This is a genomic window from Pseudoduganella sp. R-43 (genome assembly GCF_049913255.1).
In the GTDB taxonomy this organism is placed as follows: domain Bacteria; phylum Pseudomonadota; class Gammaproteobacteria; order Burkholderiales; family Burkholderiaceae_D; genus Rugamonas.
Genome location: NZ_CP183988.1, coordinates 2,963,650 through 2,977,102 on the forward strand (window position 1 = coordinate 2,963,650; position 13,453 = coordinate 2,977,102).

Sequence of the window (13,453 nt, forward strand, 5' to 3'; positions counted from 1 at the left end):
CTTAGAGTGCTTTGAGTTGTGCCGGCAGCTGGTTCAGGAAGGCTTCCTTGAGCCGCGGTCCGGCAGCGCCTTCCTCAACTTTCTCGTCTTGCAGGAGGCGGGCGAACACGATGGTGCGTTCGCCATTGGTGGCCCAGCCTACGAACCAGCCGTAGGAGCGCGAGTAATCGTCCTTGCCGTCCGGGCCGAGAGGGGCGCCAGTGCCGGTCTTGCCAAAGACTTGCCAGCCGCCCGGCAGGTCCTTCACCTTCAACAGGCCGGCTGTCTGCTCATAGGCGAGCGGCGAGAGGCCCAGCTCGCGCCGCACCAGACGACGCAGGAAAGTGGTCTGCTCGTCGGCCGAAATCTGCAGCGAGGAGCCGATCCATGACCAGGTCAGGCCGTTGTCCTTGCCCGCATCGCCGCTGGTATCGCCGTTACCATAGCCAAAGGCCTGTACGTAGCGGTTGAATCGCTCTCGGCCGAGATGTGTCGTGACTTGCTGTGCATACCAGGAAGCCGAGACGCGAATCCATTCTTGCGGATCGAGATCGCGCCGCCATTCGGGCCGGCCGGCATGGTAGCTGGCGAGGTAAGGCAGGGTCGGCGCGTGCTGGTCGCGCAGGAAGCCGCTGTCATAGCCCATCAGGCTGACGGCGATATTGAAGGTTGAAACAGGCGTGATGCGCGTCGAGCAATCGCCCTTGCGCAGCAGCGCCTTCCCGGTGGCGGCATCGACAAAGCTGGTGCAATCGAGGGCTGCCATCGACTGCGCGGAAGGCGAGACGCTCCAGGCCAGCGCCGGCTGCAAGGCGAAATTGCCGGCCCCGATGGCAAGCAGTAGCGTGACGGTCGCAGCTCGGGCCCACATGGCACGGCGCGCGTTGCCTGGCGTGCGGATCAGCGATACGCGCTCGGTCAGCGTGTTGGCATCGATACTGCCGAATGCCAGGGCGCCGTGTGTAGGCACGTGCTGCAGTTTGAGCTGGGCTACGAGGGCGGCGGCATACGCCTTGCGCTGTGACGCTGGGCGACCGCGCAACACGTCACGGTCGCAGCCCAGCTCCTGGGCCCAAGTGAGGTTTGCGCGCAGAAGCCGCATGAAAGGGTTAAACCACAACAGCGTCTGCAGCAAGACACCGGCAGCCATCCACTGCAGGTCATGCCGCCGCAAGTGGGTCATCTCGTGTTCGACGATCAGCTCGCGCTGTAGCTGGTCGAAGCCACCGAGATGGCGCGGCAGCAGCAAGCGAGGGCGCAACAGCCCAAGCAGCATTGGCGAAATCGGAGCGTCGATCTCAATGATGTCGGCATGTTCTGGCGCTTCCCCGGCGGCGCGCCTGGTGCCGCTGTCGGCAAGGCGTTCCAGCCAGCGCTGCGCACGGCGTAGATTGATGACCGCCCGCGCCAGCCCAATCAAGTAAATGGCCAGCCAGAACTGCGCGCCATGCAAAAGCCAGCCGCGCGCGTGAGTCGTGCCGCCTTCATTCTGTTCCGGCGCCGCTGCCGCATCGGTTGGCCGTGGCGCTTTGGGTGGCGTGATGTAATGCGTCACGGTTTCCGTTGCTATTTCGAGCGGTGGAATCAAGCGCACGCGCTCACTATGCGGCAGCAATAGCAGGGCGAAGGTCGCCAGCACGGTGAGTTGACCGAGCAGCCACAAGGACCGCTGCGCCGCCAGCGCCGGCAGGAAGCGCCGAAGCAGGGCGCTCAGCGCCCACACGCTGAAGCCTGCCGCAAGGCAGCCCAGGCTCGCGAGCAGGAAGCGCATCAACAGTAGGTCGAAGTCGCTCACTTTGCTTCATCCTCATCGGGCCAGTCGGACAGCATCTGCTCAAGCTGTGCCAGTTCGCTGGCATCAACGAGCTTACTGCCCGAGAACATGTTGACTGGCAGCGGTGACTCCAGTTCCATGATGCGGGTGCCGAAATCATGGGCATAAGCGGCCAGGGTTTCCACCTTGTCGAGCAAGGCTTCGTAGACCTGCACGCCGTGGCGGACGTGCTGCGCAACCATCTGTTTCTCCATCATCCGTTCCACCGTCTTACGCGTGGATGAGAACGACCAGCCCAGATCTTCTTCCACAGCCTCGTGGATTTCGCGCGCACTCAAAGGCGTTTGACGCCAGAGTGCTTTGAGTACGCATAATTCGGGGGTAGAAGGGATAAGCATGACAAAACGAGTCTGTGACGATTGATGTTAGTATGTGACATATGTCGCAAACATGTCAAGCATCTGGCAAAGTAACTGCATTGCAAAAAAACCATTGAAAATTGGCAACAGATAGCCCTTCAGTGCTACCATCGATTGCACGCGCAAGTTTGCTGCTCTTGTTCTACGCGAGCTGTGCAACGATATTCAGTCGATGGCGAAGTAAGTAAACATGATTAACAAAGACCTGATGTACGCGCTGCAGACCCGCAGCAAACAAATGATCCGGGTGTTGGACGATTTCGTGCAGGAATTGAAAAGCTACTCTCCTGAAGAGGGTTGGTCGGTGGTTGCCGAAACCATCAAGCTGGTAAAGGAGATTTCGCCGACCGAAGGCAAATACGGTCATTTGGTCAAAGCCGTCAATCGGGCATGGTTGGCGTTTGGCGAGACTTCCCCGGTTGCCGCTAATCGTCTGTACGACGACATCATCGGAAGACTGGAGGGCATCGATTGGACGAAGGCAGGTGATGCGCAAGTCGGGTACCAACTGGTCTTTTCATTCCACAAGAACCATCTCCGCTTTCCAGGGACGAATAACTGTTTGCATATCGCGCTATGGCAGCACTCGCCCAGGATCCTGGCTTTGATCAGGAAGATCGCCGCATATTCGACAGAAAAACTCTTCACCTCGCCAGTAAAGCCAGGCACCGGCACCGGTGCCGACGCGATTGAAATGCTGCTCGAGATTTACTTCTACCATGGCGGCCTTGGGCAAAGCGAAGAACTGCGGGCGGAAGCGGCCGAATTGATCTTGCCACTCGTTCGGGCGAATCCTGATATCGGCAACAACATTACGCTTTCCCTACTGGAGCATTGCGCCGAGCGTGCAACGATCCTGAGCCAGTTGATTAACCACTATCTATTCGCTGGCGTGCATGAGAAGCACGAGGGCATGTTCTTCGACATCATGCTGGCCCTGCTGGATAACGACGGCGGCAGTTTCATCTATGATGACCTGGACAAGATTGCGGCACAGCTTGAAGTAAGTTCGAGACAGTGGAATGCCAGCCAGTTCGACATATTTGCCGACCATGCCTTCTTCTATCGTTTGGATTCCGATGAGGACAGGCGCCTCCTGTTGACCAAATCGAAGAAAGCAAAGCGGCTGGCCAAGATGATCGTGGATAGCGGGCATTCTGGAGAGTACATCGACGAATTGAGGTCCTTGTATCAGTTAATTGGATTGCCTGAATCGGGTAAGGCTCCGGCCAATGCAGCAAGTCAGTTATTTAGTGACCTGAACTTCAAGCTGCTCGTCATCCAGGAGCTGATGTACGTGCAGGGTAAGCTCCTGCCGAAGTTTGAGGTCGAGGAATTCGTCCGCCGGTACACGGATCGTGAGATCCAGGTTAAGAAGGAAGGCTACGAAGTCATTCCCGAAGTGCTTGCCCACTTTAAGGAGTTACCGATTCCTCCATCGCTTTTGGCGCAAGTAGAGAAGCTTGACTTCGATGGCGGCAATGAGATCTATCGTCAAGTCTTCCCATACTGGGATGGGGAGTGCGACACGTTTGACGTGATATCTCCAGAGGACGTCAAGCTTGTTCCGAACTTGAAGCGCATGTCGTCCATGCCTACCGTGTTTGTCGCGCGACATGATGCAGAGTTGAACAAGAAATCGATCGAAGTGAGTTAATGGGAATAATGGAGCTCTGCCATACGTCCTTGGTGTCTATGTTTTCTTTGGATGCAATTCGAAAATCAACGGACCCACACTGCCTATATTCGGATGTGTCGAACATCGTAGCGGGATAGCTGGGGAGCGGCGATGCACCTTGCCGGCCCCTGTTACACCTGTACACCTCGGACGTACGGTTGCAGAACCGGATCGACACGAAAACTCCGCGCACCATCCAGTTAGGGCTGCTGGTCGAGGTACTGACGTTCCTGAAGTACGTGCGCGCGTTCCGGGCGGACTTTATCCCGGGACTCGAGGCATTGAACAAGGAACTCAATTCGTCTCTAATGCATCTTGGCGTTGAGGGATATATCCAAATGGCCGATTTGGCCGTGCGCAGCGAGCGATTAATCGGAGAGAGCAATGATTTCCAATGCGCGTTGACGCCGGAAGCGTTGACCTATACGTGCAGGAGATATGCGGCATACCAACGGCAACCCTCACCAGCAACGGCGATCCAGGCGGACAAGGCATCCTGGGAATCATGAGCAGAGCAGACAAATTGGTGCACTGGGTCTACCGCGATAGCGGAGGGAATGTGTATAACTGGGGGAAGGTGATGTCTCCCCTCGAATGGCCTATCGATGGCAATTATGGATTGCGTGCGGAAGGGCTCGACCATGTTGGCTGCCACGTCTCGCTGTCCTGAGCGGGCGGTACATGGCGGCATTGACTTCTACCTTGATGCGGATAGGTGCAGCTTGGCTGTGCGCTTTTTGGCGGATTGCCAGACCTGACCCCGACTTTCGAATTTATAGGTAGGGGGTGATGTGGCTTAGGGCGCGGTCGGCGTAGCTGTCTTTTTCGCCGATGGGGGCGACATAGTGCAGGGCTGCGCGGGCTGACTCTGGGCCGTCAAGGCGTGCCAAAACCCAGGCTGCGAGATATTGGGAGGCGAGGCAGCCGCCGGCCGTGGCGATGTTGCCGCTGGCGTGGAAGGCTTGTGGCAGTACCTGCACACCTGCTTCGGACAGCCACGGGGCGGTTGTCGAGTCGGTGCAGGCGGGGAGGCCGGTCAGCAGGCCAAGGCGGGCCAGCAGCAGGGCGCCGGAGCATTGCGCGCCAATTAATTGGCGGCTTGGATCGAGTTGGAGCAGCGCCATCATCGCGGGATCGGCGGCGATGTCGCGGGTACGGATGCCGCTGCCAACCAGTACCGCGTCAGCCTGGCATGCGTCGGCCAGGCTGCACTGGCCGTGCAGCGTGACGCCATTCATTGAGGTCACCTGTTCGCTTGGCGTTGCCAGCGATACTTTCCAGCCCGGTTTCTTGTGCCGGTTCAGGATGCCAAGCGCCACCAGCGAGTCGATTTCGTTGAAGCCGTCGAAGGTGAGGATGGCGACGTGCATGGCGTCAGAGTATGGTGCCGTCGAGAGCGTGGCGGACGATGATGCCGTCGGTGGCGATGGAGATCCAGCCGCCGCGCGGGGGCGTGGATTCTGGCTCCCAGTCCGGCAGCACGTAGCGCCGGGTGCCGGCGACTTCGTGCAGGGCGGGGCGGTGGGTGTGGCCGTGGATCATGATCGCGGTGCCGGTTTGGGCGAACACGTCGGCAATCGCTTCGGGCGTCACATCCATGATTTCGTAGGATTTCTCGGCGTGGCCTTGCTTGCTCTGCTCGCGCAGGCCGGCAATGATCTGCTTGCGCTGGGCCAAAGGCATGGACAGGAACTGCCGCTGCCATTCCGGCTGGCGCACTTGCGCGCGGAAGGCCATGTATTTCACATCTTGCGTGCACTGGGCGTCGCCATGTACCAGCACGATGCGCTGGCCGTAGGCGTCGATGACCCAGGTTTCGGGCAGCAGGGTCAGGCCCGCTGCGGCGGCGAAGGCTTCGCCGACCAGGAAGTCGCGGTTGCCCGCGATCCAGAATAGCTGCACGCCCGCGTCGCTTACGCGGCGCAGGGCGGACACGATCTGCTGGTGGAACGGATCGGGCAGGTCGTCATCGCCTGCCCAATATTCAAAAATATCGCCCAGCAGGTAGAGCTGCTTTGCACCCAGCGCATGTTCGTCGAGGAAGCGCAGGAACGCTTCCGTCAGCACCGGCCGCGCCGGCTGCAAATGCAGGTCTGATACGAGGAGAATCAAATTACGCCGCTTCGATCTTTTCGATGATGATGTCTTCCGCTGGAACGTCGGAGAACATGCCGGAACGGGTGGTTTTCACGCCCTTGATCGCGTCCACGACTTCGGTGCCCTGGGTGACTTTGCCGAATACGGCGTAGCCCCAGCCGTCCTGGCCTGGGTAATCCAGGAAGCCGTTGTTCTTCACGTTGATGAAGAACTGTGCGGAGGCGGAGTGCGGTGCCGAGGTGCGTGCCATGGCCAGGGTGTATGGCTCGTTCTTCAGGCCGTTCTTGGCTTCGTTTTCCACGGTCTGGTCGGTTGGCTTTTGCTTCATGCCTGGCTCGAAACCGCCGCCCTGGATCATGAAGCCATCGATTACGCGGTGGAAGATGGTGTTGTTGTAGTGGCCAGCGTTCACGTAGTGCAGGAAGTTCTCAACGGTCTTCGGTGCCTTCTCTGCGTCCAGCTCGGCAACGATGGTGCCTTTGTTGGTGGTGATGGTGATGGTGGTCATCTTGTTGTCCTTTTGTGTTACTGAAAAAGAGTTATTTTACAGGCTCTGGCTGCGGAACAGGAGTGGGTTCCTGAACCGGTGCAGGTTCCTGGGCTGGTGCAGGCTCGGCAACTGGCGGCGGTGCCGGTGGGGCTGGCGGTACGATGCGGTTTTTGAGGACGGTGGCCGATTTGATCACGATCGGGTTGACCGGGATGTTCTGGAAGCCTGGCTTGTCATCCACCAGCACGCCCTTGATCTTGTCGACGGTCTCTTTGCCCTGGATGACTTTACCGAAGACGGCATAGCCGTGGCCTTTCATGTTCGGGTAATCCAGGCCGATGTTGTCCACTACGTTGATGAACCATTGCGCATTGGCGGAGTTCGGCGAGTCGTGGCGCGCCATCGAGATGGTGTAGGCCAGGTTGGACAGGCCGTTCTTTTCTTCGCTCTTGATGTCGGGGCGCAGCGGTTGCTTGGTCTTCAGGTCGGCCGTGTAGCCGCCGCCCTGGATCATGAAGCCGTCGATCACGCGGTGGAAAATCGTATCCTTGTAAAAGCCGCTCTTGACGTAGGCGAGGAAGTTGGCGGTCGTAATCGGGGCCTTTTCCTGGTCCAGTTCAACGATGATTTCGCCAACATTGGTCTTGATCGATACTTGAGGGTTGTCGGCAGCTGCCGCGGCGCTGCCAATCAGCAGGCCGGCCAGCAGGGCAATCCATTTCTTCTGCATTCTTGTTTCCTTTATAAGAATTGCGACTCGCGTGCGCGAATTTTTCAGTGCTATACTTCGCCAGACGTTCCATTCTAACAAAGTAGAACTATAACAAAGGGACCAAACATCCCCCTGGTACACACCGAGCACCGGTGCGACGCCCCAGGCGCTTCGCACCAGTGACCCGTTTACTTCTAGTCCGATGAGCAATTTAAAGATCTTCAACACGCTGGCACGCGAAAAGCAGTCGTTCAAACCCATTGAGGCGGGCAAGGTCCGGATGTATGTCTGTGGCATGACCGTTTACGACTACTGCCACGTGGGCCACGGCCGCATGCTGATGGCGTTCGACGTCATTTACCGCTGGTTGAAGGCATCGGGCTATGACGTGCGCTATGCGCGCAATATCACCGACATCGATGACAAGATCATCAAGCGTGCGGTCGAGAATAACGAGACGATTGGCCAACTGACTGGCCGCTTCATCAAGTACATGGATGAAGATTGCGAAGCCCTGGGCATCCTGAATCCGACCGACGTGCCGAAGGCGACCGAATACGTGCCGCAGATGCTGGGCATTATCGAGAAGCTGGAAGCCAAGGACCTGGCCTACAAGGCTGCCGATGGCGACGTTAACTACGCTGTGCGCCAGTTCGAAGGCTACGGCAAGCTGTCGGGCAAGTCGCTGGACGACCTGCGCGCGGGTGAACGCGTGGACGTCAACACCGGCAAGCGCGATCCGCTGGATTTCGTGCTGTGGAAGGCCGCCAAGGAATCCGAGCCGGAAGAGGTGAAGTGGGATTCCAAGTGGGGCAAGGGCCGTCCGGGCTGGCACATCGAGTGCTCGGCCATGTCGTGCTCCCTGCTGGGCGAGACTTTCGACATCCATGGCGGCGGCGCTGACTTGCAGTTCCCGCACCACGAAAACGAAATCGCGCAGTCGGAAGGCGCTTCCGGCAAGACGCTGGCCAACTATTGGGTCCATAACGGCTTCGTGCGCGTGGATGGCGAGAAGATGTCCAAATCGCTGGGCAATTTCTTCACCATCCGCGAAGTGCTGAAGCAGTTCGATGCGGAAGTTGTGCGCTTCTTCATCCTGCGAGCCCACTACCGCAGCCCGCTGAACTATTCGGACGTGCACCTGGAAGACGCGCGCGGCGCGCTGACCCGGCTGTACACTGCGCTGGACGGCGTGGAGGGCGACGGCCAGCCGCTGGACTGGAACGAAGACAACGCCAAGCGCTTCGCCGAGGCGATGGACGACGACTTCAACACCCCGATCGCGGTGTCGGTGCTGTTCGACCTGGCTTCGGAAGTGAACAAGACCAAGTCGCCGGCCGCGGTGCGCCAGCTGAAAGGCCTGGCCGCGGTACTGGGCCTGCTGGAACGCAGTCCTGAGGAATACCGCAAGGCCGCACCGAAAGGCGCGGAAGGCGAGGGCATGGACGAAGCGGCCATCGAAGCTGCCATCGCGACCCGTGCCACAGCGAAGAAGTCGCGCGACTTCGCCACCGCCGACAAGGTGCGTGCCGACCTGCTGGCGGCCGGCATCGTCCTCGAAGACAAGCCTGACGGCACCACGAACTGGCGCCGCGCGTAATGGTTCTATCCAGGGATAACGGGGATCAGGCCCCGGTGCCGCCGTATTGGGAGGAAGCCAAGGCAGAGCTCATGAAGCGAGATCGCATCATGAACCGCCTGATTCCGCAATTCGGCGATTTGCACCTGGTCGGCCATGACGACCCGTTCATCACCCTGGCGCGCGCCATCGTCAACCAGCAGGTCACGACCCAGGTCGCCAATGCGGCGTGGGCCAAGCTGCTGGAAATCTGTCCCAAATTCACCCCGGCGGCCGTGCAAAAGGCCGGCGCCGCTGCGCTGGCAGGCTGCGGCCTCTCAAAGCGCAAGGCCGAGTACATCCTGGACCTGGCCGACCATTTCAAGAACAAGAAGGTCCATGCCGCCCAATGGGCGCAGATGGATGACGAAGCGGTGATCGCTGAGCTGGTTCAAATTCGCGGCATTACGCGCTGGACAGCGGAGATGTTTTTGATATTTAATTTGCTCCGACCCAACGTGCTGCCGCTTGATGACAGCCGGCTGATCAGTGGGATCAGCCAGAATTATTTTTCCGGGGAGCCCGTGTCGCGTAGCGATGCGCGCGAGGTTTCGGCCAACTGGGAACCCTTCCGGACGGTCGCTACCTGGTATTTATGGCGTAGCCTTGATCCGGTTCCGGTAAAATAGCGCAAATTCTCACCGGCAACCGCCAAAAGCAGTGTTGTCGGAGAAGCAAAAAACCTTGGAGGTACAATGATTAAAACGACTTTCCTCAATTTTGAGCAACCGATCGCGGAACTGGATTCCAAGATTGAAGAGCTGCGTTTCGTACAAGACGATTCGGCCGTCGACATTTCCGAAGAAATCGACCGCCTGGCCAAGAAGAGCCAACAGCTGACCAAAGACATTTACGCCAAGTTGACTCCTTGGCAAGTTTCCCAGATTGCCCGCCACCCACAACGTCCATACACCATGGACTATGTGAACGAAATCTTCACCGACTTCCACGAACTGCACGGCGACCGCACGTATGCGGACGACCAGTCCATCGTGGGCGGCTTCGCCCGTTTCAACGGCCAGCCATGCATGGTGATCGGCCACCAGAAGGGCCGCGATACCAAAGAACGCGCCATGCGCAACTTCGGCATGCCGAAACCGGAAGGCTACCGCAAGGCCATGCGCCTGATGAAGCTGGCCGAGAAGTTCAACCTGCCTATTTTCACCTTCGTTGACACCCCTGGCGCATTCCCTGGTATTGACGCGGAAGAACGCGGCCAGTCGGAAGCGATCGGCCATAACCTGTATGTGATGGCGGAACTGAAAGTGCCGCTGATCGCCACCATCATCGGCGAAGGCGGTTCCGGCGGCGCGCTGGCGATTGCCGTTGGCGATTCCGTGCTGATGCTGCAGTACGCGACTTACTCGGTGATTTCGCCTGAGGGTTGCGCTTCGATCCTGTGGAAGACTTCCGAGCGCGCATCCGATGCGGCTGAAGCGCTGGGCTTGACCGCGCACCGCCTGAAGGCCATGGGCCTGGTCGACAAGATCATCAACGAGCCATTGGGTGGCGCTCACCGCGATCCGAAGGAAATGGCCAAGCTGCTGAAACGCGCACTGGCGGATTCGCTGCGCCAGTTCCAGGGCGTGAAGACCAAGGACCTGCTGGCTGCTCGTCACGAAAAGCTGATGAGCTACGGCAAGTTCAAAGAGACTACTGCTTCCGAATAAAACCTGTAAAGCGGTGTCTGACCCGCAGGGTCAGACACCGGACACGCGGCCGCCGCGTCTTAGGTGCCTGACCCTGCGGGTCAGGCACCGGTTTACCGGTTTTGAATTATGCGCGCCCAACAAATCCTCCTGCAATCCCTCGCCGAACTCCCGCAAGGCCCGATCGCCATCGCCTACAGCGGAGGCCTGGACAGCAGCGCCTTGCTGCACCTGGCTGCAGCGAGCGGCCGCAAACTGTACGCCTTCCACATCCACCACGGCCTGAGCCCCAACGCCGACGCCTGGGAAGCCCACGCCCGCGCCGAATGCGAACGCCTGAACATCACCTTCGCCAGCCGCCGCGTCACCCTCGGCGACCGCAGCGAAGCCTCCGCCCGCAAGGCCCGTTACGCAGCCTTGGGAGCACTCTGCACTGAGCACAGCGTGCACCTGCTCCTGACCGCCCACCACCTGGACGACCAGGCAGAAACCATCCTGCTGCAACTGCTGCGCGGCGCCGGTCCGGCCGGCATGTCCGGCATGGATGCCTTCAATCGCGCCCCAACGTTGCTCGGCACCCCTGACGTGCTACTGGCCCGCCCGCTGCTGCAAGCCAGCCGTGCCGAACTCGAAGACTACGTACGCGAAAACGCCATTGCCTACATCGAAGACGAGTCCAACGCCGACACGCGCTACGCCCGCAACGCCTTGCGCCATGAAGTCATGCCGCGCCTGGCCGAAGCCTTCCCCGGGTACCAGGAGCGCTTCGCCCGCAGCGCGCGCCACGCGCAATCCGCGCAGCGCCTGCTGACCGAGCAGGCCGCCGAAGACCTGCGCGCCTGCCTGGCCGGCGAGGACAGCCTCGACATGGCCAAGGTCCGTACGCTCAGCGCCGACCGCACCTCCAACCTGCTGCGCCATTGGTTCGCCGAGCGCGGCATCCGCCTGCCATCGGCCAGCTGGCTGGCCGAAATGCAGGAGCAGGCCCTGACCGCGCGCGACGACGCCAACCTCAAGGTTACCCATCCCGACTGCGAAGTGCGGCGCCACCGCGACCGCCTCTACCTCGTGCCGCGCAAACCCGAGGCCGACGCCGGGCAGCGCGCAAGCTTCCGCTGGAACGGAGAGGGCAGCATCGACTTCCCGGCCTTTGGCGGCACGCTGCATGTTGAGCTGGCGCCGGTCGGCCTCGACCCCGACTGGCTGCGCCAGCAAATGCTGACGATCGAACTGCGCAAGGGCGGCGAAAAGCTCAAGCCCGCCCGCAACCGCCCCACGCGCACACTCAAGCAGCACTACCAGACCTTGGGCATCCCAGCCTGGGAGCGCGAGCGCCTGCCCATGGTATCGATTCCCGGCGATATCCTGTATGCCGCCGGTATCGGCATGGATTGCCGCAAACTGAGCTCGGGCGCCGGGCATCGTTTGGTGTTTCGCTGGGAAACCAAATAATTTTTGCCGACACCTGTCTAGACATATGAACTTATGCCAATTAGGTATGAGTGTATGAGCTTTTTGACTTGAGATTTTGCAACGCAGCATGTAGAGTAAAGGGCTCCCTTTATCACATCAATGCGGAAAAATCAGCATGGCTTTAATCGTTCACAAGTACGGCGGCACGTCGATGGGCTCGACGGAACGCATCAAGAACGTCGCGCGTCGCGTCGCCAAATGGCACGACGCGGGACACCAGGTGGTCGTAGTGCCGTCGGCAATGTCCGGCGAAACCAACCGCCTGATTGCCCTGGCCAAGGAAATCCAGAACCCGCCCGACCCACGTGAACTGGACATGATTGCCTCCACCGGCGAACAAGTGTCCGTGGGCCTGCTGTCGATGGCGCTGCAAGCGATCGGCAAGGACGCCATTTCCTACACCGGCTGGCAAGTAGCGATTAAAACCGACTCCGCCTTCACCAAAGCCCGCATCCAGTCGATCGAAGACGGCCGCGTGCGCGAAGACCTGGACAAGGGCCGCATTGTGATCATTACCGGCTTCCAGGGCGTGGACGAGAACGACAACATCGCCACCCTGGGCCGCGGCGGTTCCGATACTTCGGCCGTGGCGATTGCCGCCGCGCTGAAGGCTGACGAATGCCTGATCTACACCGACGTCGACGGCGTCTACACCACCGATCCGCGCGTGGTGTCCGAAGCGCGCCGCCTGAAGGCGATCACGTTTGAAGAGATGCTGGAACTGGCTTCGCTGGGCTCCAAAGTCCTGCAAACCCGCTCGGTGGAATTCGCCGGCAACTACCGCGTACCGACCCGCGTGCTGTCCTCGCTGACCGATCCGCTGATGGATCTGGCAGAAGAAGCCAACTCGGGCACCCTGATTTCGTTTGAGGAAGACCAAAACATGGAACAAGCAGTCATCTCCGGCATCGCCTTCAACCGCGACGAAGCCAAAATCACCGTCCTGGGCGTGCCAGACCGTCCAGGCATCGCTTACCACATCCTGGGCCCGGTGGCCGAAGCCAATGTCGAAGTCGACATGATCATCCAGAACCAGGCAGTGGACGGCAAGACCGACTTCACCTTCACCGTGTCGCGCAACGACTACCAGAAGGCGATGGACGTGCTGCACAACGAAAAGGGCGAGATCGGCCACCACACCCTGGTGGGCGACGCCAAAGTGTCCAAGATCTCCGTGGTCGGCGTGGGCATGCGTTCGCACGTCGGCGTGGCTTCCCAGATGTTCAAGACCCTGGCGGAAGAGGGCATCAACATCATGATGATCTCCACCTCCGAGATCAAGATTTCCGTCCTGATCGACGAGAAGTACATGGAGCTGGCCGTGCGCGCCCTGCACAAGGCATTTGAACTGGAAAAAGAATAAATATTTCCAAAAAAACTTCCGTATTATCCTTGACCAAAGCGGTATCGGTCTTTAATATTGCGGTCGCGTTGACGCAGTAACAGTTCAACGAGGAGGCGTGGCCGAGTGGCCGAAGGCACTTCCCTGCTAAGGAAGCATACGGGCAAAACCTGTATCGTGGGTTCGAATCCCACCGCCTCCGCCAGATTCAAGCGAAAAGCC

At 59.6% G+C, this 13,453-nt stretch carries 14 protein-coding genes, 1 tRNA gene and 1 pseudogene; 9 read left to right on the forward strand and 7 right to left on the reverse strand.

The genetic code is table 11. The features are described from left to right. Nucleotide 1: 1 nt before the first annotated feature. From blaOXA to ACN9M3_RS13690, 3 genes and pseudogenes are all read right to left on the reverse strand, one after another. Nucleotides 2-745, reverse strand: a complete 744-nt coding sequence (gene blaOXA / locus ACN9M3_RS13680) for a class D beta-lactamase (protein ID WP_426323752.1) — start codon at nucleotides 743-745, stop codon at nucleotides 2-4. 144 nt (nucleotides 746-889) lie between these two features. Continuing rightward, nucleotides 890-1,750: pseudogene (locus ACN9M3_RS13685) on the reverse strand (M56 family metallopeptidase); the annotation flags it as partial. A 20-nt stretch (nucleotides 1,751-1,770) separates the two neighbouring features. Continuing rightward, nucleotides 1,771-2,151: a BlaI/MecI/CopY family transcriptional regulator gene (locus ACN9M3_RS13690; protein ID WP_426323084.1), complete on the reverse strand. Its 381-nt coding sequence runs from the start codon at nucleotides 2,149-2,151 to the stop codon at nucleotides 1,771-1,773. Between the two features lie 211 nt (nucleotides 2,152-2,362). Here ACN9M3_RS13690 and ACN9M3_RS13695 point away from each other — a divergent pair, with 211 nt between their 5' ends. From ACN9M3_RS13695 to ACN9M3_RS13705, 3 genes are all read left to right on the forward strand, one after another. Next, nucleotides 2,363-3,829 carry a DUF6892 domain-containing protein gene (locus ACN9M3_RS13695; RefSeq protein WP_426171493.1) on the forward strand — a complete coding sequence of 489 codons (1,467 nt, stop codon included), beginning with the start codon at nucleotides 2,363-2,365 and terminating at the stop codon, nucleotides 3,827-3,829. Nucleotides 3,830-4,008: 179 nt separating this feature from the next. Beyond that, a complete protein-coding gene (locus ACN9M3_RS13700; RefSeq protein WP_426323086.1) occupies nucleotides 4,009-4,359 on the forward strand; it encodes a hypothetical protein in 351 nt (116 codons plus the stop codon). Next, nucleotides 4,356-4,520: a hypothetical protein gene (locus ACN9M3_RS13705; protein ID WP_426323088.1), complete on the forward strand. Its 165-nt coding sequence runs from the start codon at nucleotides 4,356-4,358 to the stop codon at nucleotides 4,518-4,520. Before ACN9M3_RS13700 ends, ACN9M3_RS13705 begins: the two co-directional genes overlap by 4 nt. Before the next feature lie 103 nt (nucleotides 4,521-4,623). On the opposite strand, the gene ACN9M3_RS13710 is transcribed toward ACN9M3_RS13705, so the two are convergent. The 4 genes from ACN9M3_RS13710 to ACN9M3_RS13725 are packed head-to-tail and all read right to left on the reverse strand — an operon-like array spanning nucleotide 4,624 to nucleotide 7,167. Then, nucleotides 4,624-5,220, reverse strand: coding sequence for a DJ-1/PfpI family protein (locus ACN9M3_RS13710; protein WP_426171497.1), 597 nt, complete (start codon nucleotides 5,218-5,220; stop codon nucleotides 4,624-4,626). 4 nt (nucleotides 5,221-5,224) lie between these two features. Further along, entirely contained in the window at nucleotides 5,225-5,962 is a 738-nt protein-coding gene (locus ACN9M3_RS13715) for a UDP-2,3-diacylglucosamine diphosphatase (RefSeq protein ID WP_426323090.1), read from the reverse strand. 1 nt (nucleotide 5,963) lies between these two features. Then, nucleotides 5,964-6,455 (reverse strand): peptidylprolyl isomerase, encoded by a 492-nt coding sequence (locus tag ACN9M3_RS13720; RefSeq protein WP_426171501.1) that lies wholly within the window; start codon nucleotides 6,453-6,455, stop codon nucleotides 5,964-5,966. 31 nt (nucleotides 6,456-6,486) lie between these two features. Further along, on the reverse strand, nucleotides 6,487-7,167 hold the full coding sequence (locus ACN9M3_RS13725) for a peptidylprolyl isomerase (RefSeq protein WP_426323093.1): 681 nt from the start codon (nucleotides 7,165-7,167) through the stop codon (nucleotides 6,487-6,489). Nucleotides 7,168-7,351: 184 nt separating this feature from the next. Here ACN9M3_RS13725 and cysS point away from each other — a divergent pair, with 184 nt between their 5' ends. The 6 genes from cysS (at nucleotide 7,352) to ACN9M3_RS13755 (ending at nucleotide 13,436) form a co-directional block, all read left to right on the forward strand. Further along, nucleotides 7,352-8,749 carry a cysteine--tRNA ligase gene (cysS, locus tag ACN9M3_RS13730; protein ID WP_426323095.1) on the forward strand — a complete coding sequence of 466 codons (1,398 nt, stop codon included), beginning with the start codon at nucleotides 7,352-7,354 and terminating at the stop codon, nucleotides 8,747-8,749. Beyond that, entirely contained in the window at nucleotides 8,749-9,396 is a 648-nt protein-coding gene (locus ACN9M3_RS13735; protein WP_426171506.1) for a DNA-3-methyladenine glycosylase family protein, read from the forward strand. Before cysS ends, ACN9M3_RS13735 begins: the two co-directional genes overlap by 1 nt. 66 nt (nucleotides 9,397-9,462) lie before the next feature. Then, on the forward strand, nucleotides 9,463-10,437 hold the full coding sequence (locus tag ACN9M3_RS13740; protein ID WP_426171507.1) for an acetyl-CoA carboxylase carboxyltransferase subunit alpha: 975 nt from the start codon (nucleotides 9,463-9,465) through the stop codon (nucleotides 10,435-10,437). A gap of 108 nt (nucleotides 10,438-10,545) precedes the next feature. After that, nucleotides 10,546-11,868 carry a tRNA lysidine(34) synthetase TilS gene (tilS, locus tag ACN9M3_RS13745; protein WP_426323097.1) on the forward strand — a complete coding sequence of 441 codons (1,323 nt, stop codon included), beginning with the start codon at nucleotides 10,546-10,548 and terminating at the stop codon, nucleotides 11,866-11,868. A 136-nt stretch (nucleotides 11,869-12,004) separates the two neighbouring features. Continuing rightward, on the forward strand, nucleotides 12,005-13,252 hold the full coding sequence (locus ACN9M3_RS13750) for an aspartate kinase (RefSeq protein ID WP_426323099.1): 1,248 nt from the start codon (nucleotides 12,005-12,007) through the stop codon (nucleotides 13,250-13,252). 91 nt (nucleotides 13,253-13,343) lie between these two features. Further along, nucleotides 13,344-13,436 (forward strand) — tRNA-Ser (locus ACN9M3_RS13755). The last annotated feature ends 17 nt before the right edge of the window (nucleotides 13,437-13,453 follow it).